The sequence below is a fragment of the Streptomyces sp. CB09001 genome (assembly GCF_003369795.1).
In the GTDB taxonomy this organism is placed as follows: Bacteria; Actinomycetota; Actinomycetes; order Streptomycetales; family Streptomycetaceae; genus Streptomyces.
This window is the reverse complement of the sequence record NZ_CP026730.1, coordinates 821,895-845,321: the sequence shown is the minus strand read 5'-3', so window position 1 is coordinate 845,321 and position 23,427 is coordinate 821,895. Positions and strand designations below refer to the sequence as shown.

Sequence of the window (23,427 nt, the reverse complement as noted above, 5' to 3'; positions counted from 1 at the left end):
CTGCGGCCATAGTTGGCGCACGACCGTGCAACGACGGACCCGCCCGACCCGGACACCTGGGGGTCTCCCGCCCATGAGCAGAGTCGAACAGCCGTCCCGCAGAGCCCTCCTGGCCGCAGCCGTCGCCGCGGCCGCCGTGACGGGCGGAGCGATCCCGGCGGCCGCGCGGGCCGCGTCCGGCCCGGGCGGCGACGGCGGCGCCGCGGACCCCGACCGTGACGGCACCCGGCGGCCGGTGGACTACCGCGCCTGGACCACCTACGGCGACTGGCGGCGCGGGAACCTGCGGGGCGCCCGGCCCGCCGCGGGCACCCGCCCGGGCGTCGTGATCGGCACCCCGGCAGGCACCGTCGACTACACCGACCCGCACACCGGCACCACCTCCGCCTGGGAGTACGCGACCTGGACCTCGCCCGTCCACCGGCTCACGGTGCCCTCGACGGAGGTCATCGCCTCCTGGAACGCGCACACGCCGGGCGGCACCTGGATCCAGGTCGAACTGACGGGCACCTACTCCGACGGCACACACACGCCCTGGTACGTGATGGGCCGCTGGACGGCCGGCGACGGCGCCGACGACATCTCGCGGACCTCGGTCGACGACCAGGGCGACGGTAAGAGCAGCATCTGGACCGACACGTTCTCGATCGACGACGCCTCCACCGGCCTGCGCCTGGTCTCCTACCGGCTCCGGCTCACCCTGCACCGCCGCCCGGGTACGCGCACCACGCCCACCGTCTGGCGGCTCGGCGCGATGGGCTCCGACGTCCCCGACCGCTTCAGCGTGCCGGCCTCCACCCCCGAGTACGCCGGGGAACTGCGCGTCCCGCGCTACTCGCAGGAGATCCACAAGGGTCAGTACCCGGAGTACGACAACGGCGGCGAGGCCTGGTGCAGTCCCACCTCCTCGCAGATGATCATCGAGTACTGGGGCGGCCGTCTCACCGAGGAGCAGCTCGCCTGGGTCGACCCGTCCTACGCCGACCCGCAGGTCTGCCACGCCGCCCGGTACACGTACGACAACCAGTACGAGGGCTGCGGCAACTGGCCCTTCAACGCCGCATACGCCGCCACGTTCAAGGGTCTGCAGGGCGTGGTCACCCGCCTCGGCTCCCTCACCGACCTGGAGACGCTGATCGCGGCCGGCATCCCGGCCATAACGTCCCAGTCGTTCCTGGAGGAGGAGCTGACCGGATCGGGGTACGGCACCTCGGGCCACCTGATGACCGTGGTCGGCTTCACCGCCGACGGCGACGTGATCGCCAACGACCCGGCCTCGGACGACAACGACGCCGTGCGCCGCGTCTACAAGCGGCGCGAGTGGGAGAACATCTGGCTCAGGACGAAGCGGTACAACGCCAGTGGCAAGGTCGTCTCCGGTACCGGCGGCGTCTGCTACCTGTACTTCCCCGCCCACCCCGGCCCACGTCAGCGCAAGGCCCTCGCGGCGGTGGGCGTGCGCTGACCGGCATCGCAGCGCTGTGACCAAGCTCTCGGCCGCAAAAGCCGCTCACGGTGGCAAGGTGGACACCGTGAGCGGGGGGACTCCGCCAAGCCGAACCCGAGATCAGCGAGAAGCCATGACCGCACACACCGCAGCAGCAGCCCGTGCCCGTACCGGCGGCCCCAAGGACGACGACGGCCCGAAGATCCTGGAACACGTCATGGGCTGGACCCTCGTCGTGGTGGTCGCGATGCTCGTGGTCCAGCTGGGCCTTCTGTGACGTGACCCGCGTGTGACCTGCCCCACGACCCGGCCTGCCATACTGCGGAGGTCCCGCCGCCCGTAGGAGACCAGGGTCGAGATTGAATATCAGTCAACAACGTGCTGTCGCCCGTCCCCGGGCACGTGGCACCGAGCGCTCGGTGGCACGCCGCGCCGAACTCATCGCCATCGGGCGGGGGTTGTTCGCCGACACGTCCTACGACGCGCTCTCGATGGACGACATCGCCCGTCACGCGCATGTCGCCAAAGGGCTGATCTACTACTACTTCCAGTCCAAGCGGGGCTACTACCTGGCGATCATCCAGGACTCCGTCGCCGGCCTCGTCACCACCGCGGCGCGCGGCACCGAACTGCCGCAGGTGGACCGCGTCCACCGCACCATCGACGGCTATCTGCGCTACGCCGAGCACAACCAGGCCGCCTACCGCACCATCGTCAGCGGCGGAGTGGGCTTCGACGCCGAGGTGCACGGCATCCGGGACGGGGTGCGTGAGGCGATCGTCGCCACCATCGCCGAAGGGGCGTACGGCCGTTCGGACATCGGCCCGCTGGCCCGCATGGGCCTGCTCGCCTGGGTGTGCAGCGTCGAGGGCGCCACCCTGGACTGGATCGGACGGCCCGAACTGCCCCGCGAGACCATGCGCGAGCTGCTCGTGAAGTCGCTCGGCGGCACGCTGCGCGCCATCGAGGAACTGGACCCCGCTTACCCGGCCCCGGCCCCGGCCCGCCGCGACGACGCGTGACGGAGGGGCGGAGACCCGAGCCGGTCTCCGCCCCTCCGCCCCCCGTACGCGCCGGGTGGTTCAGTCGATCGCCTTGATCAGCTCACCGTTCGCGGTGTCGCCGCTCAGCTCCCAGAAGAACGTGCCGCCGAGAGCCTGCTCGTTCTTGTACGCCATCTTGCCGGCGATGGTCTGCGGAGTGTCGTAACTCCACCAGTCGCTGCCGCACTTGGCGTACGCGGTGCCGCCCACCGTGCCCGTCGCGGGGCAGCTGGTCTTGAGCACCTTGTAGTCCTCGATGCCGTTCTCGTACGTGCCCTTCGCCGGGCCGGTCGCGGTGCCGCCCGGTTCCGACTGGGTGACGCCGGTCCAGCCGCGGCCGTAGAAGCCGAGGCCGAGCAGGAGCTTCGAGGGCGGAACGCCGAGCCCCTTGAGCTTCGCGATGGTCGCCGAGGTGTGGAAGTCCTCCTTCGGAATGCCGGAGTACGAGGTCAGCGGCGAGTGCGGAGCGGTCGGTCCGGTGGCATCCCAGGCGCCGAAGAAGTCGTACGTCATGGGGTTGTACCAGTCGACGTACTGGGCGGCGCCGGCGTAGTCGGCCGCGTCGATCTTGCCGCCGGATGTGGCGTCGGCCGTGATGGCCGCGGTGACCAGGTAGTCCTGGCCGAACTTGGCGCGCAGGGCGCCCATCAGCTTCGGGAAGGCGTCGCGGCCGCTGGTGTCGCAGCTCAGGCCGCAGGCGTTCGGGTACTCCCAGTCGATGTCGATGCCGTCGAAGACGTCGGCCCACTGGGAGTTCTCGACGAGGTCGTAGCAGGACTGGGCGAACGCCTCCGGGTTCTGCGCGGCCTGCGCGAAGCCGCCGGACCAGGTCCAGCCGCCGAACGACCAGAGGATCTTCAGGTCGGGGTGCTTCTGCTTCAGCTTGAGCAGCTGGTTGAAGTTGCCGCGCAGCGGCTGGTCCCAGGTGTCCGCGACGCCGTCGACGGAGTCGGCCGCGGTGTAGGCACGATCGGTCGCCGCGTAGGCGTCGCCCATGGCGCACTTGCCGCCGGTGACGTTGCCGAACGAGTAGTTGATGTGGGTGAGTTTGTCGGCGGAGCCCGACGACTCGATGTTCTTGACGTGGTAGTTGCGGTCGTAGACGCCCCATTCGGTGAAGTAGCCGACGACCTTGGACCCGGCCGCGGCCTGCGCGGCGGGTGCCTCGGCCTGCGCGGCGGTGGCCGTGGCCGGACCGGCACCGGCCAGCAGCCCGGCGCCGAGGGCGACGGTGCACAGGGCGGAGAACAGCGTCCGGATGGGGCGGACGCGAGGGAGGTGCGGGACGTGCATCGGGTGTCTCCTCGTGGGGGGATGAGGGAAACGCGCGCCGATTGGCATGAACGCGGTGAGGCGCTCGGTTCGTCACCGTAGGAGGACTAGACCAGTGTGGTCAATGGTTCGGACCATTCTTGAGTCCCACAGCCGGAACCCATCCGGAATCCCGTCCCCCGCCGGACCGGCCGGGACCATTCTCGGAATTCTTTGAGTAAGCGGTCGTTAACTGGTGACTCCATGCCTCCGATCGGGCATACTCACAGCGCACAGCCGCTGGTCAGCAGCTTCCGCGACCCGGGAGTGCGAGCATCGGCCAGGCCCGAACGACCCGGCGACGCCGCCTCCACCCAAGGCGCACGTCCGCCGATGTGCCCGACAGGGAGGAGAGTGTCGCCATGCCCGACCGCGCCCCGCAGCCGGTGGACCGGCAACTGCCCACGGACGAGGCACGGGACCTGATCTCGCTCGTCCGCGACATCGCGCAGCGTGAGATCGCCCCGAGCGCGGCCGAGGAGGAGGACACCGGACGCTTCCCGCGCGAGGTCTTCACCCTCCTCTCCGACGCCGGCCTGCTCGGGCTGCCCTACGACGCCGAGTTCGGCGGCGGCGAGCAGCCGTACGAGGTCTACCTCCAGGTCCTCGAGGAGCTGGCCGCGGCCCGGCTCACCGTCGGCCTCGGCGTCAGCGTGCACACGCTCGCCTCCTATGCGCTGGCCGCCCACGGGACCAAGGAGCAGCAGGCCGAGCACCTGCCGGCCATGCTCGGCGGCGGTCTGCTCGGCGCCTACTGCCTCTCCGAGCCCGCCTCCGGCTCCGACGCTGCCTCGCTGCGCACCAAGGCCGTGCGCGAGAGCGGCGGAGACTGGGTGATCACCGGCACCAAGGCCTGGATCACCCACGGCGGCATCGCCGACTTCTACACCGTCATGGCGCGCACGGGCGAGGAGGGTCCACGCGGCATCACCGCGTTCCTGGTGCCCGCCGACGCCGAGGGGCTGAGCGCCGCGGTGCCGGAGAAGAAGATGGGGCTCAAGGGCTCGCCCACCGCACAGGTCCACCTCGACGGTGTGCGGGTGCCCGACGCCCGCCGCCTCGGCGACGAGGGGCAGGGCTTCGCGATCGCCCTGTCCGCGCTCGACTCCGGCCGGCTCGGCATCGCCGCCTGCGCGATCGGCGTGGCTCAGGCGGCGTTGGACGAGGCGCTGTCCTACGCGGCCGAGCGCAGGCAGTTCGGCAAGCGGATCGCCGACTTCCAGGGGCTGCGCTTCATGCTCGCCGACATGGCGACGCAGATCGAGGCCGGCCGGGCGCTGTACCTGACGGCGGCCCGCCTGCGCGACGCCGGGCTGCCGTTCGCCAAGCAGGCCGCCATGGCCAAGCTGCACTGCACCGACACGGCGATGCGGGTCACCACCGACGCCGTGCAGATCCTCGGCGGGTACGGCTACACCGCGGACTTCCCGGCCGAGCGGTACCTGCGCGAGGCCAAGGTGCTGCAGATCGTCGAGGGCACCAACCAGATTCAGCGGATGGTCATCGCCCGTCACCTCGCTGGTCCCGAGGAGCGGTGAGGTCGGCCGCGACGGCGAAGTCGCCGCCGACGCGGAAGTCACCGGTGGTGAAGAAGTCACCCGTGGCGAAGAAGTCGCCGAGGCCGCGCGGGGGTTCCGCGAGCCTGACCCACTCCGGGTCGTGGCGCCCGGGCAGAGTGCGGCCGCCGTCGGCCCAGGTCCGCATCAGCTCACGGTAGATCGGCGGGTCCGGGATCTGCGGGGCCGGGGGAACCGGTCCCGCGGGCACCGGCACGAACACACTGCGCCGACTCCCGGTCGACGAGTACGTGGGGGTCATACCCGGGCAACGCGGCGAAGTGCGGACAGGTCACCGGCGGAGGCAATCGAGCGTGAGTTCGTGGGCGTCCGTCACCGGCCCGCGCCACGGCGTCCTGCGAGCCGTGACGCGGGCGGGGTGACCCATGAGTCGGCGAGCCCCTCGAAGCGGCAGCCCGGGCGCCTCAGGCCGCTTCGCGCCGCATCGTCGGCACCCGCATCGGGCGCGAGCCCGGGCCGCCGACGTGGGAGAAGGGCTGGGTCCGCCAGTCGAGGCCCCGGGGGAGCGTCAACAGCAGGGCGGTGTCCTGCTCGTGGGGCCGGAACGACTCGTCCGCGGGCCGCGCCTCGGTGGCCCTGCGGCCGGTGCCGGCGCAGACCGTGAGCCCGAACGGGTTCCACGGGGAGGCGCACAGGGCGTGCTCCGGCAGCGTCTCCTCGTCCGCCAGCAGGGCGATGGGCTGCGCGCAGTCCGGGCAGAACACCCGGTACATCTCGAAGGTGTCGTAGGTGTCCAGTTCCTCGTCGTCGAAGGCGTCCGGTTCGACGCCCTCCGGTACGGGCTCGACGACCGGCTGCTGCCGCTTGGGCGCGGTACGACCAGGGCGCTTAAGACTCTGCATGGGATTCTCCCCCTCGGGCTGGGCCGTGACGGCACTGCGGCCTCGACCACAGCAAGCACTTCCCGTCCCCCCTCCGGGGTAATCACGAGAACATCACGGAGAACGTTCAACCAGTGTGGTCTTCGTCACATGCCGCTCGCAGATGCCCCGTGCGGCGGGTTTGTCCCCGCCCGGACACGGTCCGACGCCCCGTCACATCACGAACGGGCCATGAGCCGGGCTGCTCAGGTGTCCGAGGAGGTCAACGGCACTGTAGGTTCTTGCGCCATGGAGGAGCTGGACCGACAGATCGTGCAGCTGCTCGTCAAGGACGGGCGGATGAGCTACACCGACCTGGGCAAGGCCACGGGCCTGTCCACGTCGGCCGTGCACCAGCGGGTGCGGCGGCTGGAGCAGCGTGGCGTCGTCCGCGGTTACGCCGCGGTCGTCGACCCGGAGGCCGTCGGGCTGCCGATGACCGCCTTCATCTCGGTGAAACCGTTCGACCCCAGCGCCCCCGACGACATCGCGGACCGCCTCGCCGGGGTCCCCGAGATCGAGGCCTGCCACAGCGTCGCGGGCGACGAGAACTACATCCTCAAGGTCCGGGTGGCCACCCCGCACGAGCTGGAGGAACTGCTCGCCCGGGTCCGCTCCCTCGCCGGCGTCTCGACCCGCACCACCGTCGTCCTCTCGACCCCCTACGAGTCCCGTCCGCCGCGCATCTGACGGCGCCCGCACGAGAGCGCGGGGCCACGGCCCCGCCCCGGCCGCCCCGGCTGCCGGGCGGCCCCCGCGAGGGGCGAGACTGGTGCCATGAGTGAGTCCACCACCCCGTCCTCGACCGTCCTGCTGCGCCGCGGCGAGGTCCACAGTCCCGCCGACCCCTTCGCGACGGCCATGGTCGTCGAACGCGGGCAGGTCGCCTGGGTCGGCTCGGAGGGCGCCGCGGACGCCTTCGCGGACGGGGTCGACGAGGTGATCGACCTGGACGGCGCCCTCGTCACCCCGGCGTTCACCGACGCACACGTGCACACCACCGCCACCGGCCTCGCCCTCACCGGGCTAGACCTGTCCGGCGTCCCGACCCGCGAGGCGGCCCTCGCCCTCGTACGGGACTTCGCCGCCGCCCGCCCGGACGACCGGGTGCTCCTCGGCCACGGCTGGGACGCCGCCCGCTGGCCCGGCGGACAGCCGCCGACGCGCGCCGAACTGGACGCCGCGACCGGCGGCCGTCCCCTCTACCTGAGCCGGATCGACGTCCACTCGGCCGTCGTCACCACCGCCCTGCTCGATTTGGCGCCCGGTGACCCGGCACCCGGGGACGTCCCGCTCACCGGCGACGCCCACCACGCCGTACGCGCCGCGGCCCTGGGGGCCGTCACCCCCGCCCAGCGCGCCGGGGCCCAGCGTGCCGCCCTCGCGCACGCCGCCTCCCTCGGCATCGGAACCGTTCACGAATGCGCAGGCCCGGAGATCTCCTCCGAGGACGACCTGACCGGCCTGCTGCGCCTGTCCGCCGAGGAGCCCGGGCCGCGGGTGATCGGCTACTGGGCGGAACAGGACGTCGACAAGGCGCGGGAGCTGGGGGCCGTCGGGGCCGCCGGTGACCTCTTCGTCGACGGCTCCCTCGGCTCACACACGGCCTGCCTGCACCAGCCCTACGCCGACGCCGACCACACCGGTACCGAACATCTGGACGCCGCCGCCGTCGCCGCCCACGTCGTCGCCTGCACCGAGGCCGGCCTCCAGGCGGGCTTTCACGCCATCGGCGACGCCGCCGTGAGTGCCGTCGTGGCGGGAGTGCGCGCGGCCGCCGACAAGACCGGCCTCGCCCGGGTGCGCGCCGCCCGCCATCGCGTCGAGCACGCCGAGATGCTCACGCCCGAGACCGTCGCGGCCTTCGCGGAGCTGGGCCTCACCGCCTCCGTCCAGCCCGCGTTCGACGCGCTCTGGGGCGGCGAGGACGGAATGTACGCCCGGCGTCTGGGCGCCGAGCGGGCCCGCACCCTCAACCCGTACGCGGCCCTGCTGCGGGCCGGCGTGCCGCTCGCCTTCGGCTCCGACAGCCCGGTCACCCCCCTCGACCCGTGGGGGACCGTCCGGGCCGCCGCCTTCCACCGCACGCCGGAGCACCGGGTCTCCGTCCGAGCCGCGTTCACGGCGCACACACGCGGCGGCTGGCGGGCGATCGGCCGCGACGACGCGGGTGTCCTGGTGCCGGGCGTGCCCGCGGACTACGCCGTGTGGCGTACCGGCGAACTCGTGGTCCAGGCCCCGGACGACCGGGTCGCGCGCTGGTCGACCGACCCGCGCTCCGGCACCCCCGGCCTGCCCGATCTCACCCCCGGCCGGGACCTGCCCGTCTGCCTGCGTACGGTGGTGGGCGGCCGGACCGTCTTCGTACGGCCGGGCGAGTGATCTCCACGGCCGACGGGGCGATGATCTTCGCGCGGCCACGACCTGCGTCTCCTCCGCGCTGACCTGCGCATTGGCATCAAAGGTGCAGGTGGAACGACTGTTGACAGGCGACGGCTGGGGGCCGGTAGGTTCGGCGGAGTCCACCACCGGACGCCCGACCGGGGAATCTTCCGCATACGCGTCGCGGCGCCGCTGAGTCAGGGACGGTGTGCCGCACCGGGACACCGCCACTGGGAGCCAGGCTCAGCGCCCGCACCGCGACGAGGGAACGTTCCGGCCGGTCGGGAGGTGTGACCCGGGTGGGGCCCGGGCGCTCAGTAGACAACGGCTCAGGTCGACCCGCAGCCGGCGGGTCCCTGGCCGGCCCGAAGGGCGCCGGGCCCCCATCCGTCGCACAAACGGCCTGAATCGGCCATCCCTACCCCGGTTCCGGGAAAACGACACCACCGTACGGCCGTCCTGTCACGTCGGCGCAGGCCGCGGCGATTATGGTGGACCTCTGTGTACGGACACGAAGGGGCAGTGGTGAACGACGGCGACGGGACGCCCGCGGCTGCGGGGCGGGAGAGGCGGTTCGGCCCGCTGGGCACGGCCCTGGTGATCATCCCGACCTACAACGAGGCGGAGAACATCAAGGCGATCGTCACGCGCGTGCGCGAGGCCGTCCCCGAGGCACACGTTCTCGTGGCCGACGACAACAGCCCCGACGGCACCGGCAGGCTCGCCGACGAACTGGCGGCCGGGGACGACCACGTCCAGGTCATGCACCGCAAGGGCAAGGAAGGGCTGGGCGCCGCCTACCTCGCCGGCTTCCGCTGGGGCCTGGAGCACGGCTACGGCGTGCTGATCGAGATGGACGCCGACGGCTCCCACCAGCCCGAGGAGCTGCCCCGCCTGCTGACCGCCCTCAAGGGCGCCGACCTCGTCCTCGGCTCCCGCTGGGTGCCCGGCGGCCGGGTGGTGAACTGGCCCAAGTCCCGCGAGATCATCTCGCGCGGCGGCAGCATGTACTCGAGGATCGCGCTCGACCTGCCGCTGCGCGACATCACCGGCGGCTACCGCGCCTTCCGCCGCGAGACCCTGGAGGGGCTCGGCCTCGAGGAGGTCGCCTCCCAGGGCTACTGCTTCCAGGTCGACCTCGCCCGCCGGGCGATCAAGGCCGGCTATCACGTCGTGGAAGTGCCGATCACGTTCGTCGAGCGGGAACTCGGCGACTCCAAGATGAGCCGGGACATCCTGGTGGAGGCCCTGTGGCGGGTCACCACGTGGGGCGTGGGGGAGAGGGTCGGCAAGGTGCTCGGCCGCGACAGGCAGTCCGGCACGGCGGCCGACGGGAAGACGGCTCCGGGCGAGAAGCAGACGGCCCCGAGCGACAAGTCGACGGATTCCCGTGACGAGTCGGCCAAGGCGTCCGACGCCAAGGCCTGACCGCCCTCTTATGCCGCACTGAGCCGGGGCCAGGCACACTGGGAGTATGACGACTGGCGCTCAGACCCCCAGGTCCCCCGCCCGGCCTCCGCGCTCCCGGCTGCGCACGTTCCTGCCGCTGGGCGCCGCCGCCTGGCTCGTGCTGGAGATCTGGCTGCTGACCGTGGTCGCGGGGGCGTCCAGCGGCTTCGTGGTCTTCCTGCTCCTGGTAGCCGGTGTCGTCCTCGGCTCCATGGTCATCAAGGCGGCGGGCCGCCGGGCCTTCCGCAACCTCACGGAGACTCTCAACCAGCAGCAGTCGGCCATGCGGGCGGGCGGGCCGCCCGAGGCCCGCCCGAACAGCGAGGGCAACGGCCTGATGATGCTGGGCGGGCTGCTCCTGATCCTGCCCGGCCTGATCTCGGACGCGCTCGGCCTGCTCATGCTGCTGCCCCCGGTGCAGAAGGGCGTCAGCCGCTACGCCCAGCGGACGGTGGAGCGCAAGCTCCGCGACGCCGGACCCGGCACCCTGGGCGACGCCTTCCGACAGGCCCGGATGCACCAGCCGGACGGCAAGGTCGTCCAGGGCGAGGTCATACGGGACGACCCGGACGACGCCCCGCAGGACCCCCGCCCTCCGTTGACGCGCTGAGCCGGCGGCCCGGGCTCGGCAGGGCAAAACCGCGGGTGCCGTACATGGAACTCATGTACGGCACCCGCGGTTTTTGTTCGGTTGTGTCGCCTACGGTTTCCCGCTACGCACTCTTGCGGCTGTCTCGCGGATGGACCGCGATGTTCATCGCGCCGGAGCGCAGAACGGCCAGCCGCTCCTCGAGGACCTCTTCGAGTTCCTCGCGGGTGCGTCGCTCCATCAGCATGTCCCAGTGCGTACGCGCGGGCTTGGCCTTCTTCTCCTCAGGGCCGTCGCCGTCAACCAGGAGTGCCTGGGCCCCGCAGACCTTGCACTCCCACTCCGGCGGGATCTCCGCCTCGACCGAGAAGGGCATCTCGAATCGATGCCCCTTCTCGCATGCGTACTCCACGGCCTGGCGCGGGGCCAGGTCGATACCGCGGTCCGTCTCGTAGCTGGTCACCACGAGGCGCGTGCCGCGAAGAGCTCGCTCACTCATGAATCGTGCCTCCCGGGCTTGTCGCCCACAGGACAGGTGTCGCTGTCGTCGTCATCCGGTCAACGTCCGGGCGGCGGTAAAGATTCCCGTCCCGACTCCCGATCCGGGCCCTGCGTCGCCGTCGCAGCCGCAGCCTTGCAACCAGTGCAGTACCCGCCGACGTCCGGTTTGTCACCTCTGCTGGCAGATGTGACATAGCGATTCGGCACCTTTGACGCGCAGTAACGGTACGCCTGGCAGGCCAAACGCGTACACTACAGCCCTTTCGCGCCGAGTGCTAAATCCTTTCGGGTACCGGGTTGCCCGCGTCGCCGATCGCCCGCCGCACCGGGACCCGCGCGAGCAGCACGAACCCGATGACGAAGAAGGCCACCAGCGAGATGATCGCGTCCCGGTAGCTCCCGGTCAGCTGGTAGGTCAGCCCGAAGAGCAGCGGTCCGAGCCAGCTCATCCCGCGGTCGCTCAGCTCGTACGCCGAGAAGTACTCGGCCTCCTTGCCCGGCGGGACCAGGTGGGAGAACAGGGAGCGGGACAGCGCCTGGCTGCCGCCCAGGACCAGCCCGATCCCGGCGGCCAGCACGAAGAACCACACCGGCGCCCCGGCCGGCAGGAAGTACCCGGCCGCGAGGGTCACCGTCCAGGCGACCAGCGACCCGAGGATCGTGCGTTTGGCCCCGTACCTCCGGGCCAGCCGGCCGAGCGCCAGCGCGCCCGCCACCGCCAGCACCTGGACCAGCAGCACCGCCACGATGAGCGTGGACTGTCCGAGGTCCAGTTCCTCGGAGCCGTAGACCGAGGCCTGGGAGATCACCGTCTGGATGCCGTCGTTGTAGACCAGGTAGGCCAGCAGGAAGGCCATCGTCAGCGGGCGGCGGCGCATGTCGCGGACGGTCGCCGCGAGCTGCCGGAACCCGGGCAGCGCGGCCTCCCGTGCCACCGCGCGCCGGTCGCGCAGCCGCCGGAGCGGAATGAGCGCGAAGGCGCCCCACCACAGGCCCGCCGACGCCAGGCAGATGCGGACCGCCGCGCTCTCGCTCAGTCCGAAGGAGTCGTGGCCGGTGTAGAGGACCAGATTGACGATCAGGACCAGGGAACCGGCCGCGTAGCCGAAGGCCCAGCCGCGGGAGGAGACCGCGTCGCGTTCCTCGGGCGGGGCGATCTGGGGCAGGTAGGAGTTGTAGAGCATCATCGCGACCGACTGCGCCGCGTTGGCGACGACCAGGAGCAGACCGCCCAGCAGATAGCGGTCGCCGCCGAGGAAGAACATGCCGGTCGTTGCCGCGGCGCCGGTGTAGGCGGCGGCGGCCAGCAGCGGCTTCTTGCGCCCCGAACGGTCGGCCGCCGCGCCCACCAGGGGCATGACCAGCACCGCCGCGATCACCGACAGCGACACCGAGTACGCGAAGAACGACCCGGCGCGCACCGGTATCCCCAGCGGGTGGACGTACCCGTCCGCGTCCGCCGCCGACTCCGCCACCGAGGTGAGATAGGGCCCCAGGAACACGGTGAGCACGGTCGTCGAGTAGACGGAGCACGCCCAGTCGTAGAAGTACCAGCCACGCTGCTCGCGCCGCCGTTCGGCGACCGGGTCGGCCCCGTCCGCCGCATCCGTCCGCAGGGTGTCGGTGCCCACCGTGCCTCGCTTCCCCGTGAACGCGCCGTCCCCGGGGCGCGGCCGGGGGCTCATCCCCAGGCGCCGCGGTCCTCCATGACCTTGCGCAGTGTGTCGATGTGATCGGTCATGATGCCATCCACTCCGAGGTCCAGAAGCCGGTGCATGCGGTCCGGATCGTTCACCGTCCAGACGTGCACCTGCAGCCCGCGCGCGTGTGCGGCCCGCAGGAAGCGGCGGTCCACCACCCGGATGCCCGACTGCGTCTCGGGAACCTGCGCGGCCACCGCCGAGCGGCGCAGTGCGGCCGGCACGCCCCAGGAGCGCAGTCGCAGACCGAGGACGCCGCGGGTGCCGTACGAGGTGGCCAGGCGCGGGCCGGCCAGCCGCTGGGCGCGGACCACGCGCGCCTCGGAGAACGAGCCGACGCAGATCCGGTCCCAGGCGTCGTGCCGGCCGATCAGCTCCAGGAGCGGCTCCAGCGCGGGCTCCGCCTTCACGTCGATGTTCCAGCGCACTTCGGGGAAGGTCTCCAGGAGCTCCTCGAAGAGCGGCACCCGTTCCTCGCCCGCCACGCGCGCGTGGCGCACGTTCTCCCACGGCAGGTCGGCGATCCGCCCGGCGCCGTCCGTCACCCGGTCCAGAGTCGCGTCGTGGAAGGCGACGAGCTTCCCGTCCCGGGTGGCGTGCACGTCGGTCTCGATGTACCGGTAGCCGGCCGCGACCGCCCGGCGGAACTGCCGCAGCGTGTTCTCCAGGCCGTCCGCCGCCCCGCCCCGGTGGGCGAAGGCGATGGGTCCCGGATGGTCGAGGTAGGGGTGGCGTATCGGGCTGGTCACCGACGCAGTATCGCGCGCCGGGGTTGACCGGCGGCAACCACCGTGCTGCCGTCGGGCGCCGCCGGAACGGCGAACACGCGCAGGAACACCTGGGAGAGGGGGCCGATCGACACGGCGTAGAGCAGGGTGCCGAGGCCCACCGTGCCGCCGAGCGCGAAACCCGTCACCACGACCGTGATCTCGACGGCGGTCCGCACCAGACGCACCGAGAGCCCCGTGCGCCGGTTCAGCCCCGTCATCAGTCCGTCACGAGGGCCCGGGCCGAAGCGCGCGGCGATGTACAGCCCGGTCGCCGCGCCGTTCAGGACGATGCCCGCCACCATCGCGGCGATCCGCAGCGTCCAGCCGTGGGCGTCCGGCACCAGGCTCAGCGTGGCGTCCATCGCGGCGCCGATCACGAGCACGTTGGAGACCGTGCCGAGGCCCGGCCGCTGGCGCAGCGGGATCCACAGCAGCAGGACCGCCGCGCCCACGACCGTCAGCACCACGCCCATCGACAGCCCGGTGTGCTCGGCGAGGCCCTGGTGCAGCACGTTCCACGGTTCCAGGCCGAGCCCGGACCTGACCAGCAGCGCCGAACTCGCCCCGTACAGGACGAGACCGCCGTAGAGCTGGGTCAGCCGCCGTGCGAGTCGCCCCGACTGCCTGGACGGCCTCGACTGCCGCGACTGCCTGGACAAGGAGTGCAAGGAGTGCCCCCTGGGTGGTGGTAGTGGACTGCCACATGACACCCTGTGGCTTGAGAAGAAGAGTCAACCATGGCCAATTCGGGGAAGGTGGACTGATTTTCATGGCGCAGTGGACCTCGGCCGTGGGGGCGGGGCAGCTCGCGCGGCTGCTCGGCTCCCAGCAGGACCGCCCGGCCGGGCCCGGCACGCGCCGTCCGCCGGCCTATCGGGCGCTCGCCGACGGCATCCGGCTGCTGGTGCTGGAGGGCCGCGTCCCGGTCGCCGCCCGGCTGCCCGCCGAACGCGAACTGGCGCTCGCCCTGACCGTCAGCCGCACCACCGTCGCCGCCGCCTACGAGGCACTGCGCGCCGAGGGCTTCCTGGAGTCCCGGCGGGGCGCGGGCAGCTGGACCGCGGTTCCGGCCGGGAACCCGCTGCCGGCGCGCGGACTCGAACCGCTGCCTCCGGAGGCGCTCGGCTCGGTGATCGACCTGGGATGCGCGGCGCTGCCCGCACCCGAGCCCTGGCTCACCCGCGCGGTGCGGGGCGCCCTCGACGAGCTGCCGCCGTACGCGCACACCCACGGCGACTACCCGGCCGGACTGCCCGCGCTGCGCGCGATGATCGCCGAGCGCTACACCGCGCGGGGCATCCCCACCATGCCCGAGCAGATCATGGTGACCACGGGGGCGATGGGCGCCATCGACGCGATCTGCCACCTCTTCGGCGGGCGCGGCGAGCGCATCGCCGTGGAGTCCCCGTCCTACGCCAACATCCTCCAGCTGATGCGCGAGGCAGGGGCCCGGCTGGTGCCGGTCGCGATGGCCGAGGGCCTCACCGGCTGGGACGTGGACCGCTGGCGCCAGGTGCTCCGCGACGCCGCGCCCCGCATCGCCTACGTCGTCGCCGACTTCCACAACCCCACCGGCGCGCTCGCCGACGACGACCAGCGGCGGCGGCTGGTCGACGCGGCCCGCTCGGCGGGGACGGTGCTCGTGGCCGACGAGACGATGAGCGAGCTGTGGCTGGACGACGACGTCGAGATGCCGCGTCCCGTGTGCGCCTTCGACCGGGCCGGTTCCACCGTGATCACCGTCGGCTCCGCGAGCAAGGCCTTCTGGGCCGGGATGCGCATCGGCTGGGTCCGTGCCGCGCCCGACGTGATCCGCAGCCTGGTCGCCGCGCGGGCCTACGCCGACCTGGGCACACCGGTGCTGGAGCAGCTCGCCGTGAACTGGCTGTTCAGCACCGGCGGCTGGGAGCAGGCCGTGACGGTGCGCCGTGAGCAGGCCCGGCAGAACCGCGACGAGCTGGTGGCGGCGGTGCGCCGGGAGCTGCCCGACTGGGAGTTCGAGGTGCCCCGCGGTGGGCTCACCCTCTGGGTGCGCACCGGGGGCCTGTCCGGCTCCCGACTGGCCGAGGCGGGGGAGCGGGTGGGCGTCCGCGTCCCGTCCGGGCCGCGCTTCGGGGTCGACGGCGCCTTCGAGGGGTACGTCCGGCTGCCGTTCACGGTCGGCGGCGCGGTGGCCGAGGAGGCGGCGGTGCGACTGGCCGCGGCGGCCCGGCTGGTGGAGAGCGGGGGCGTGGCCGGCGGCGAGGCACCGCGGACGTTCGTGGCGTAGGGCCCGTCCGGTGCGCCGGTGCGCCGGTGCGCCGGGGAGTCGCCACCGCTCGCGCAGTGCCCGCCGGCGGGGCTCCGTCCGGTCGGCACATCACCGCGTCAGGGACGGCGTGATGTGCGGTGTGGGCGACGGCCGGCGATGCGGGCGGCGTGCGTGCCGCACCCGCCGTGGTGTGCCCCGCCGGGGTGTCGTGGCCGCGGTCCGTGAGGCGCGGGTGGGACGCGGGCCGGCGACGGCCGTGCCGGGGCCGGGGCAGGTGGCGTCCGGTGCGTTCGGCCGGGAGCGGGACGGAGCCCGCGACGGGCGGGACCCGGTGGACCGGCAGGTCGCACCCGTCGCCGTCCTGCGGCCCCGAAGGTGCTGTGGCCGCCGGCGCTCGCGGGCCCGGGGGAAGGGGCGCGGGCGGGCGGCTCTGAGAGGCGAGGGCCGGGACGGGGGTGGGGTGTGCCGTCCCGGCCGGGGTGTCAGGAGGTCTCCGCCGCGACCGCCTCGGCGGGGACCGGCTCAGCGGGCGCCGGCTCGGCCGGCGTCCCGGCCGTCGCCTTCTCCACCGTCACCGGGGTCGGCTCCGCCTCCGCCGCGGTCTCCTCCGGCAGGCTCGCCGCCACCTGGACCGGGGCGTCCTTCTTCTCCATGGAGACGGCCTTCGCCTTCGCCTCGGCCTTCGCTTCCACCTCCGCCTCCGCCTCCGGGGGGAGGGGTGCCTGCTCCCCGTCCGCCGGTGTGGTGCGCGGGGGGAGCAGGTCGAGCACCGCCTGCCGGTGCGCCTCGCTCGTCGCGTCGTCGTAGGGGTCCGGGGTTGCCGGAACCTGGAGGCGGTGCATCGGGCCGGTGCCCAGACGGGCGTAGCCCCGGCCGGGCGGGACCTGGTCGAGCGGAGTGGTGTGCGGAGGGGCGCCCAGCGCGTTCGCCAGCTCGTCCGCGGTGGCCGGACCGAGCACGACACGCGCGCGCGTGTGCTGCCGTACGGCGTCGGTGAGGCCGTCGAGAGCGTCGAGCTGGTCGGCGACGACCACCGTCACGTTCGCCGCCCGGCCGTGCCGCAGGGGGACCTGGAGCAGGGTCTGCGGGTCGCGGCGCCCGCCCGTGTCGGCGAGGTGCGTGAACGCGGTCGGACGGTCCAGGAAGACCCACAGGGGTCGCCGGGTGTCCTCCGGTGCCGCCAGGCCCTGCTGACGGGCCCGGTTCACGGAGATCAGCCGCCGCTCCGTCTCCGCGGCGGCCCACTCCAGGCTGGTCAGCGCGCCGGTGAGGCCGCACTCCACGGCCAGGACGCCGTCCCGGCCGACCAGGCAGGCGTACTCCCCGGTGCCGCCGCCGTCCACGATCAGCAGATCGCCGTGGTGCAGCGCCTGGAGGGCGACCGAGCGCAGCAGGGTGGACGTGCCGGTGCCGGGTTGCCCCAGGACCAGCAGGTGGGGCTCGGTCGACCGGATGCCGGTGCGCCAGACGACCGGCGGTACGTCCCGCTGCTCCACGCCGTGGGTGAGCGGGAGCGTGCGCTGGACGCGCGTCGGGTCGGTGAAGCCGAGGACGGTCTCCCCGGGCGCCGTCACGAAACGCTGGGCGGCGATGTCGGTGGGGAGCGCCGCGAGCACGTCGACGGAGAGGTGGTTGGCCTCCTCGTCCCACGTGAAGCGGTACTCCCGGCCCCGGCCGGACTTCGCGGTGAGCAGATGCTCGATCCGGGCCCGGGACTCCGCCTCCCCGTCGGTGAAGTAGGCGGGGTAGCGGATCACCAGGTGGGCGACGCGGCCGTCCTCGTCGAACTCGTGCGCCGGGAACGCCTTCTCCCACCCGCCGCCGTGGGCGTACAGGGGGTCGGGGTCCTCGGTGATCGAGAAGTACGGGACCAGCGCCTCGTAGAGCGACTGCAGGCGCCCGGCCCGCTGGTCGTCGGTGACCGTGGGCGCAGGCGGGGTGCGATCCCTGCCCTGCCAGGCTGCCGCCGCCATCAGGACGATGACGGCGAGCAGCGGGCCGTACGGCACGAGCGCCACGACCAGGACCACCGAGGCGACCAGGAACAGCAGCGCGCCGCGCCGGTCCTTGGGGGTCTCGGTCCATCTGCGCCGCGCGGCCGCGGCCAGTCGGCGCAGACCGCGGGCGATCGTGATCAGCGGCTGGAGGACGTCGGTGGCGCTGTCGGCCGCCGTCCGGGCCAGCTCCCGGCTCCGGGCGAGCTGCGCGCCGCCGTTGCTCAGAATGCGGGGGAGGGGCCGCCGGGCCACTGCTGCCTCCTGGAGGTGCGTACGTGCGGATGTCGGGCGGGGGAGCGGGTCGTCAGAACTTGATGCCGCCGAGCAGGCCCGCCAGGCTCTCGCCGCCCGCCTTGATGCTCGGGGCGATGGCCGTACTCGCGAGGTAGAAACCGAACAGAACGGCTACCAGCAGGTGCGAGGCCTTGAGGCCGTCCTTGCGGAAGAAGATGAAGACGACGATGCCGAGCAGGACCACGCCTGAGATCGAGAGGATCATGTGAGTTCTCCTGGTTCACGGGGACAGTCACCATGAGTACTTCCAGGCTCACAGCATGTATCCATACGATAAAAGGTGCAAATGGGGGAAATTCGACCGAATTACCTCAAGTGGCGGAGCGGTCCTTGGGCCGCTCGGGTGCGCCGTGAGCCAGTACCCTGGCGGTTCACCCGCACGGCCACACCGCTCGTGACCGTGCGTACCCGTTGTCCCCGGCGTTCGTCAGCCCCGTACGAGCGTCACGCAGGTAGTGAGAGGTGGTCCGGCCGATGAGTGAAGCCCCCGACCCCGAGGTCGTGGAGCTGGCGACCAAGATCTTCGATCTGGCCCGGCAGGGGCGGACCGGGGAGCTGGTGGCGTACGTGGACGCCGGTGTCCCGGCCGATCTCACCAACGACCGCGGCGACTCGCTCGTCATGCTCGCCGCCTACCACGGCCACGCCGACGCGGTGCGCGCGCTGCTGACCCGTGGCGCCGACGCCGACCGCGTCAACGACCGGGGTCAGACCCCGCTCGCCGGAGCCGCCTTCAAGGGTGAGATCGACGTGACCAGGGCGCTGCTGGAGGCGGGCGCGGATCCGGCGGCGGGCACCCCGTCGGCCGTCGACACGGCCCGGATGTTCGCCCGGACGGACCTGCTGGAGCTGTTCGGCGCCCAGTGACGGGGCGGTGGAGAGGGCCCCGACGGGACCCGCTCCACATTTTCTGACCAGGGAAAACACTGGAAACGGGGGAGGCGGTACAGGGCCGCCGAAATTTCGGTCGCGGCAGATGTGACCGCCGGGCCATCATGACGACGTGGTTCACGGACGTGATGGCTGGGCAGGTGTTGCCGCACCGCGCGGGCCGTGACTCGGCCCGCAAGGGCCACCGACGAGAGGCAGAGGAACATGGTCTTCAGCAAGCAAGAGACGGCGGGCGCTCCGACGTGTTGGCGCACGGCCAGGTAACGCGTGCTCCCCGGTTGCGTCGACGCTTGATGTGAGGCTGTTTCCCATGTTCGATCCGGTCATAGCGCCCAGCGGTACGCTGCTCGGCCTGCTTCAGCGGGGTCGCGGCGACGGCACGCTGCACGCGCTCACCGCTCCGCGCGCCGAAGCGCTCGCGGCGCTGAACCACTGTGTGCTCCACGACCCCCGCCACGACTGGCAGGTCGAGAACCGCTCCCTCTACTACGCCCGCCTCTACCTCGACCTGAACGGCGAGCTGGACGCGATCGAGGCCCACCTCTTCGACCCCGAGGACGTCCTGGACGCCGACGAGTCGCGCACCGGGCTGGCCCTCGCCGTCCTCGGCCACCTCGCCTCCTACGGCAGGCTGGACGCGCTCCAGCTGCTGCGCCGGTACGCCGCCCACGGCGTCAACTGGGCGTGGGCCCTGGACGAGCTGGCGCTGCGCGACGACGACGCGGGACTGCGCGCCCTCGCCGCGCCCGTCCTGGCGCGCTTCCCGCGCGACCCCGAGGGCGAGGCCGAGCTGGCCGCCGCCGTGCGGGACGCCTTCGAGCCCAGGCCCTGGCGCCTGTGGGCCGACGACCCCCGCGAATCGATCGCCACACGCGTGCGTGCCGCCCAGGAGACGGGCTGCTTCGACCGCTGGCAGCGCCAGATGAACTCCTCCGGGCCGCGTCCCGGCTGGAGTGTGCGAGCCGTGTTCGAGTGGGCCGAGCAGGGCGTCGAGCGCGGCACCCCGCTCCATGTGCCGGCCGCCCGCTGCCTCACGGCCGTCGCCGGGCCCGAGGACCGGCCCGAGATCGTCGAGGCCGCGCGGTCGGGCACCGAGGGCGCCCGCTGCACCGCGCTGCGCTATCTCGCCGACGGCAACGACCCGGACGTCCTCGACCTGATCGACGGCGCCGTGGCGACGGGCTCGGCACCCGTCGTGGAGGCCGCCGTCGCCGCGTACGAGCGCATGCGCAGCCTCGCCGCCGTCGACCGGGCCCGCGGCTGGGTGCACCGGCCCGACGCCCTGGGGGCCGCCGCCGGCCGGGTGCTCGCCTGCCGGGGCGCCGCCCAGGACCGCGATCTCGTCCTGGCGGCGCTGCGGGAGGCGGTGCGCGGCGCAGGCCCCGACGCGCCGACCCTGTGGACCCTCGTCGACGGCACCGGCAGGCTCGGCATCGCCTGCGCCGCGCCCGTACTGCGCCACATCTACCGCGAAACAGCCTCCTCCCACCTGCGCGGCCGAGCCGCCCGCGCGCTGGCCGCCACCGACCCGTCCTTCGCGGCGGGCTTCGCCATCGAGTGCCTGTGGGACTGCGAGGAGACCACCCGCGAAGTCGCCGCCCGCCACGCCGAGACCGGCGACAACCGCGTGGTCGAACGGCTGCGCAGGCTCGCCGCGGACCCGGCCGAGGAGGACGAGGTCCAGACGGCGGTACGCAGCCGCTTCGGACCGGACACGCCCGCCGTGTGAGAGCCCCGGAGTCCGGCGCGGCAGCGAGCCGCGCCGGCCGCGCGACCCGAGCCCGAGGCCGCGCCGGGTGAACGGCCGGTGGACCGCGGCTCAGCCGGGCGTGGCCGTGGTCCGGCCCGCCGGGTGGACGGGGCAACGCTCACGGGACGTTCCTCGGCCGGAAAGATCGACGTTGACGCGAGCACGTCCAGTCCGGCGACAACACCGGTATGCGTGTCGTCATCGTGACCGAATCCTTTCCCCCCGATGTCAACGGCGTCGCCCACTGCGCGCTCCAGACCGCCCGGCACCTCGTGAGCCGCGGTCACGACTGCCTCGTCGTCGCACCCGCCACCTCCGCCGCCGACGAGGCGGACCCGCACGCTCCGTGCCGCGTCGTCCGGATCCCCTCCCTCCCGCTCCCCGGCTACCCGCAGGTCCGCGTCGCCCTGCCCAGCCGACGGGTCGCCGCCGCGATCGTCGAGCACCGCGCCGACCTCGTGCACCTGGCGGGTCCCTTCGTCCTCGGCGTCCGGGGCATGGCCGCCGCCGCCCGGCTCGGCGTCCCGGCCGTGGCCGTCTACCAGACCGACCTCGCCGGCTACGCCCGTACGTACATGGGGGTGGGCGAGGCGGCCGCCTGGCGGCGCATCCGCTCGGTGCACGCCGCCGCCGACCTCACCCTCGCCCCGTCCAGCGCGGCCCTGCGCGACCTCGAGGCGCACGGTGTGCCCCGGGTGGGCCTGTGGCCGCGCGGAGTGGACACCGACCGTTTCCGGCCCGACCGGCGGGACACGGCGCTGCGTCGCGCACTCGCCCCGAACGGCGAACCGATCGTCGGCTACGTCGGCCGCCTCGCCCCCGAGAAGCAGGTGGAGCTGCTGTCCGGCGCCTGCGCCCTGGACGGCGTGCGCGTCGTGGTCGTCGGCGACGGACCCAGCCGCCCCGGTCTGGAACAGACGCTGCCGGGCGCCGTCTTCCTCGGCCGCCGCACCGGTGACGAACTCGCCCGGATCTTCGCCTCACTGGACGTCTTCGTGCACACCGGCCCCTTCGAGACGTTCTGCCAGACCGTGCAGGAGGCCATGGCGAGCGGCGTGCCCGTCGTCGCGCCGGCGGCGGGCGGACCGCTGGACCTCGTGGCCCACGGCCGCACCGGGCTGCTCGTGCCGCCGCGCGACGCCGCCGCCGTGCGGGACGCCGTGTGGTCCCTGTCCGCGGACCCCGGACTGCGGGGCGCCTACGGTGCCGCCGGGAGCACCGTGGAGGGACGGACCTGGGCCGCCGTCGGCGACCGGCTGATCGGCCACTACACCGACGTGCTCGCCTCCAGGAAGGCGGTGCTGGCGGCATGAGCGCGCTGCGGATCGTCCGGCTGGCCAACTTCGTCACGCCCGCGTCCGGCGGCCTGCGCACCGCGCTGCGCGAGCTGGGCAAGGGGTTCCGCGCGGCCGGACACGATCCCGTACTCGTCGTCCCCGGCCGGCGCGCCGACGACCGGGAGACCGGGCAGGGCCGGGTGATCACGCTCCCGGGGCCGCTGCTGCCGGGCACCGGCGGATACCGTGTCCTGACCGACCGGAGGCGCCTGGCCGCCCTGCTGGAGGAGCTGGCCCCCGACCGCCTTGAGGTGTCCGACCGCACCACCCTGCGGTGGACCGGCAGGTGGGCCCGGCGGGCCCGGGTCCCCGCCGTGATGGTCTCCCACGAGACCACCGACGGCGTGCTGCGCACCTGGGGCCTGCCCGAAGGCGCGGCCCGACGCACCGCCGACGCCCTCAACGTCCGTACGGCGCACGCCTACGCGCGCGTGGTGTGCACCACGGAGTTCGCCGAACGGGAGTTCGTCCGCGTCGGTGCCCGCAACGTCGTACGCGCCCCGCTCGGCGTCGACCTCATCGGCCGCAGCCCCGTACTGCGCGACCCGGGGCTGCGGGCACGATACGCGCGCGGGGACGAGACGATGCTGCTGATGTGCTCCCGGCTGTCCGTGGAGAAGCGGCCCGGTACGGCACTGGACGCGCTGGCGGAGCTCCGGCGGCGCGGCGGGCGGACGGTGCTGGTGGTGGCCGGGGACGGGCCGCTGCGCACGCGACTCGAACAGCGGGCGCGGTCCCAGGGGCTGCCGGTGACCTTCCTCGGTCACGTCGCCGACCCCGGGCTGCTCGGCGCCCTCCAGGCGTCCGCCGACGTGTGCCTGGCCCCGGGACCCGCCGAGACCTTCGGGCTCGCCGCCCTGGAGGCGATGGCGTGCGGCACGCCCGTGGTGGCGAGCGCGTCCTCGGCGCTGCCGGAGGTGATCGGATCCGCCGGTGCCGTCGCCGCCGATCACGGGGACGCCTTCGCGGACGCCGTGGAACTGCTCCTGGCTCGCCGGGAGACGGACCGCCGGGAGGCGGCACGCGCGCGTGCGGAGTGCTTCGGCTGGCGCACGGCCGTCGAGGCGTTCCTGGCCGCGCACGAGGCGACCCTCCCGACGCGTCCCGTGCTGCCGGAGGCATTGCCGTGAGACGCACCCGCTGCGCGAGCCTCGGGAACCGGTCGACGCCGGGTGGCCCGGCCAGTCCGGCGGCCCGGGCCGCGGTGAAGCCACCGAAGCCTGACAGGCCCCAGCCCGAGGCGTGCTCCGCCGGACGGACGGGAGCCCCGCGGCCGCG

21 protein-coding genes and 1 pseudogene are annotated in these 23,427 nt (G+C 73.2%); 13 read left to right on the top strand and 9 right to left on the bottom strand.

Features of this window, described 5'->3' with window-relative positions:
- Nucleotides 1-73 precede the first annotated feature (73 nt).
- The 3 genes from C4J65_RS03915 (at nt 74) to C4J65_RS03905 (ending at nt 2,469) form a co-directional block, all read left to right on the top strand.
- Complete coding sequence (locus C4J65_RS03915) at nt 74-1,465, top strand: peptidase C39 family protein (RefSeq protein WP_162833004.1); 1,392 nt, start codon at nt 74-76, stop codon at nt 1,463-1,465.
- Between the two features lie 115 nt (nt 1,466-1,580).
- Complete coding sequence (locus C4J65_RS03910; RefSeq protein ID WP_115741112.1) at nt 1,581-1,724, top strand: SCO1431 family membrane protein; 144 nt, start codon at nt 1,581-1,583, stop codon at nt 1,722-1,724.
- An 82-nt stretch (nt 1,725-1,806) separates the two neighbouring features.
- Nucleotides 1,807-2,469: a TetR/AcrR family transcriptional regulator gene (locus C4J65_RS03905; protein WP_115741111.1), complete on the top strand. Its 663-nt coding sequence runs from the start codon at nt 1,807-1,809 to the stop codon at nt 2,467-2,469.
- A gap of 60 nt (nt 2,470-2,529) precedes the next feature.
- Here C4J65_RS03905 and C4J65_RS03900 read toward each other — a convergent pair whose 3' ends face one another.
- Nucleotides 2,530-3,783, bottom strand: coding sequence for a glycoside hydrolase family 18 protein (locus C4J65_RS03900; protein WP_115741110.1), 1,254 nt, complete (start codon nt 3,781-3,783; stop codon nt 2,530-2,532).
- A 380-nt stretch (nt 3,784-4,163) separates the two neighbouring features.
- Here C4J65_RS03900 and C4J65_RS03895 point away from each other — a divergent pair, with 380 nt between their 5' ends.
- Nucleotides 4,164-5,339, top strand: a complete 1,176-nt coding sequence (locus tag C4J65_RS03895; protein ID WP_115741109.1) for an acyl-CoA dehydrogenase — start codon at nt 4,164-4,166, stop codon at nt 5,337-5,339.
- On the opposite strand, the gene C4J65_RS37155 is transcribed toward C4J65_RS03895, so the two are convergent.
- Nucleotides 5,302-5,505: a hypothetical protein gene (locus C4J65_RS37155; protein WP_346265859.1), complete on the bottom strand. Its 204-nt coding sequence runs from the start codon at nt 5,503-5,505 to the stop codon at nt 5,302-5,304. The two genes, C4J65_RS03895 and C4J65_RS37155, sit on opposite strands and share 38 nt — an antisense overlap.
- A 277-nt stretch (nt 5,506-5,782) precedes the next feature.
- On the bottom strand, nt 5,783-6,220 hold the full coding sequence (locus tag C4J65_RS03885; protein WP_115741107.1) for a hypothetical protein: 438 nt from the start codon (nt 6,218-6,220) through the stop codon (nt 5,783-5,785).
- Between the two features lie 267 nt (nt 6,221-6,487).
- Between C4J65_RS03885 and C4J65_RS03880 the strand changes: the two genes are divergently transcribed.
- The 4 genes from C4J65_RS03880 (at nt 6,488) to fxsA (ending at nt 10,679) form a co-directional block, all read left to right on the top strand.
- The gene (locus tag C4J65_RS03880) at nt 6,488-6,928 is read left to right on the top strand and encodes an Lrp/AsnC family transcriptional regulator (RefSeq protein WP_104633953.1); all 441 of its coding nucleotides are present in this window, start codon (nt 6,488-6,490) and stop codon (nt 6,926-6,928) included.
- Between the two features lie 87 nt (nt 6,929-7,015).
- Nucleotides 7,016-8,620, top strand: a complete 1,605-nt coding sequence (locus C4J65_RS03875; RefSeq protein ID WP_115741106.1) for an amidohydrolase — start codon at nt 7,016-7,018, stop codon at nt 8,618-8,620.
- A gap of 525 nt (nt 8,621-9,145) precedes the next feature.
- Complete coding sequence (locus C4J65_RS03870; protein WP_115746288.1) at nt 9,146-10,048, top strand: polyprenol monophosphomannose synthase; 903 nt, start codon at nt 9,146-9,148, stop codon at nt 10,046-10,048.
- Nucleotides 10,049-10,094: 46 nt separating this feature from the next.
- The gene (fxsA, locus tag C4J65_RS03865; RefSeq protein WP_115741105.1) at nt 10,095-10,679 is read left to right on the top strand and encodes an FxsA family membrane protein; all 585 of its coding nucleotides are present in this window, start codon (nt 10,095-10,097) and stop codon (nt 10,677-10,679) included.
- A 103-nt stretch (nt 10,680-10,782) separates the two neighbouring features.
- Here fxsA and C4J65_RS03860 read toward each other — a convergent pair whose 3' ends face one another.
- From C4J65_RS03860 to C4J65_RS03845, 4 genes and pseudogenes are all read right to left on the bottom strand, one after another.
- A complete protein-coding gene (locus C4J65_RS03860) occupies nt 10,783-11,157 on the bottom strand; it encodes an RNA polymerase-binding protein RbpA (RefSeq protein ID WP_003977404.1) in 375 nt (124 codons plus the stop codon).
- 277 nt (nt 11,158-11,434) lie between these two features.
- Nucleotides 11,435-12,790: an MFS transporter gene (locus tag C4J65_RS03855; RefSeq protein ID WP_115746287.1), complete on the bottom strand. Its 1,356-nt coding sequence runs from the start codon at nt 12,788-12,790 to the stop codon at nt 11,435-11,437.
- 50 nt (nt 12,791-12,840) lie between these two features.
- Nucleotides 12,841-13,608: a glycerophosphodiester phosphodiesterase gene (locus C4J65_RS03850; protein ID WP_115741104.1), complete on the bottom strand. Its 768-nt coding sequence runs from the start codon at nt 13,606-13,608 to the stop codon at nt 12,841-12,843.
- A pseudogene (locus C4J65_RS03845) lies at nt 13,605-14,334 on the bottom strand (hypothetical protein). The gene C4J65_RS03850 and the pseudogene C4J65_RS03845 overlap by 4 nt, the downstream one beginning before the upstream one ends.
- Nucleotides 14,335-14,398: 64 nt before the next feature.
- On the opposite strand from C4J65_RS03845, the gene C4J65_RS03840 reads away from it, so the two are divergent.
- Entirely contained in the window at nt 14,399-15,898 is a 1,500-nt protein-coding gene (locus C4J65_RS03840) for a PLP-dependent aminotransferase family protein (protein WP_115741103.1), read from the top strand.
- Between the two features lie 464 nt (nt 15,899-16,362).
- Here C4J65_RS03840 and C4J65_RS03835 read toward each other — a convergent pair whose 3' ends face one another.
- Both C4J65_RS03835 and C4J65_RS03830 read right to left on the bottom strand, forming a co-directional pair.
- Entirely contained in the window at nt 16,363-18,129 is a 1,767-nt protein-coding gene (locus C4J65_RS03835) for a hypothetical protein (protein WP_115741102.1), read from the bottom strand.
- Between the two features lie 52 nt (nt 18,130-18,181).
- Nucleotides 18,182-18,376 (bottom strand): hypothetical protein, encoded by a 195-nt coding sequence (locus tag C4J65_RS03830; protein WP_115741101.1) that lies wholly within the window; start codon nt 18,374-18,376, stop codon nt 18,182-18,184.
- A 269-nt stretch (nt 18,377-18,645) separates the two neighbouring features.
- Between C4J65_RS03830 and C4J65_RS03825 the strand changes: the two genes are divergently transcribed.
- The 4 genes from C4J65_RS03825 (at nt 18,646) to C4J65_RS03805 (ending at nt 23,279) form a co-directional block, all read left to right on the top strand.
- Nucleotides 18,646-19,038 (top strand): ankyrin repeat domain-containing protein, encoded by a 393-nt coding sequence (locus C4J65_RS03825; protein WP_115741100.1) that lies wholly within the window; start codon nt 18,646-18,648, stop codon nt 19,036-19,038.
- Nucleotides 19,039-19,372: 334 nt separating this feature from the next.
- Entirely contained in the window at nt 19,373-20,791 is a 1,419-nt protein-coding gene (locus tag C4J65_RS03815; protein ID WP_115741099.1) for a HEAT repeat domain-containing protein, read from the top strand.
- Between the two features lie 209 nt (nt 20,792-21,000).
- Complete coding sequence (locus tag C4J65_RS03810; protein WP_115741098.1) at nt 21,001-22,125, top strand: glycosyltransferase family 1 protein; 1,125 nt, start codon at nt 21,001-21,003, stop codon at nt 22,123-22,125.
- Nucleotides 22,122-23,279, top strand: a complete 1,158-nt coding sequence (locus C4J65_RS03805; protein WP_115741097.1) for a glycosyltransferase — start codon at nt 22,122-22,124, stop codon at nt 23,277-23,279. Before C4J65_RS03810 ends, C4J65_RS03805 begins: the two co-directional genes overlap by 4 nt.
- Nucleotides 23,280-23,427 lie beyond the last annotated feature (148 nt).

Bases quoted from the DNA above. Each gene is read 5' to 3' on its own strand.
- C4J65_RS03900 (WP_115741110.1), bottom strand. From the start codon at position 3,783: ATGCACGTCCCGCACCTCCCTCGCGTCCGCCCCATCCGGACGCTGTTC.
- C4J65_RS03825 (WP_115741100.1), top strand. From the start codon at position 18,646: ATGAGTGAAGCCCCCGACCCCGAGGTCGTGGAGCTGGCGACCAAGATC.
- C4J65_RS03860 (WP_003977404.1), bottom strand. From the start codon at position 11,157: ATGAGTGAGCGAGCTCTTCGCGGCACGCGCCTCGTGGTGACCAGCTAC.
- C4J65_RS03910 (WP_115741112.1), top strand. From the start codon at position 1,581: ATGACCGCACACACCGCAGCAGCAGCCCGTGCCCGTACCGGCGGCCCC.
- C4J65_RS03915 (WP_162833004.1), top strand. From the start codon at position 74: ATGAGCAGAGTCGAACAGCCGTCCCGCAGAGCCCTCCTGGCCGCAGCC.
- C4J65_RS03880 (WP_104633953.1), top strand. From the start codon at position 6,488: ATGGAGGAGCTGGACCGACAGATCGTGCAGCTGCTCGTCAAGGACGGG.
- C4J65_RS03805 (WP_115741097.1), top strand. From the start codon at position 22,122: ATGAGCGCGCTGCGGATCGTCCGGCTGGCCAACTTCGTCACGCCCGCG.
- C4J65_RS03810 (WP_115741098.1), top strand. From the start codon at position 21,001: ATGCGTGTCGTCATCGTGACCGAATCCTTTCCCCCCGATGTCAACGGC.
- C4J65_RS37155 (WP_346265859.1), bottom strand. From the start codon at position 5,505: ATGCGGACCTGGGCCGACGGCGGCCGCACTCTGCCCGGGCGCCACGAC.
- C4J65_RS03830 (WP_115741101.1), bottom strand. From the start codon at position 18,376: ATGATCCTCTCGATCTCAGGCGTGGTCCTGCTCGGCATCGTCGTCTTC.
- C4J65_RS03875 (WP_115741106.1), top strand. From the start codon at position 7,016: ATGAGTGAGTCCACCACCCCGTCCTCGACCGTCCTGCTGCGCCGCGGC.
- fxsA (WP_115741105.1), top strand. From the start codon at position 10,095: ATGACGACTGGCGCTCAGACCCCCAGGTCCCCCGCCCGGCCTCCGCGC.
- C4J65_RS03815 (WP_115741099.1), top strand. From the start codon at position 19,373: ATGTTCGATCCGGTCATAGCGCCCAGCGGTACGCTGCTCGGCCTGCTT.
- C4J65_RS03885 (WP_115741107.1), bottom strand. From the start codon at position 6,220: ATGCAGAGTCTTAAGCGCCCTGGTCGTACCGCGCCCAAGCGGCAGCAG.
- C4J65_RS03895 (WP_115741109.1), top strand. From the start codon at position 4,164: ATGCCCGACCGCGCCCCGCAGCCGGTGGACCGGCAACTGCCCACGGAC.
- C4J65_RS03840 (WP_115741103.1), top strand. From the start codon at position 14,399: ATGGCGCAGTGGACCTCGGCCGTGGGGGCGGGGCAGCTCGCGCGGCTG.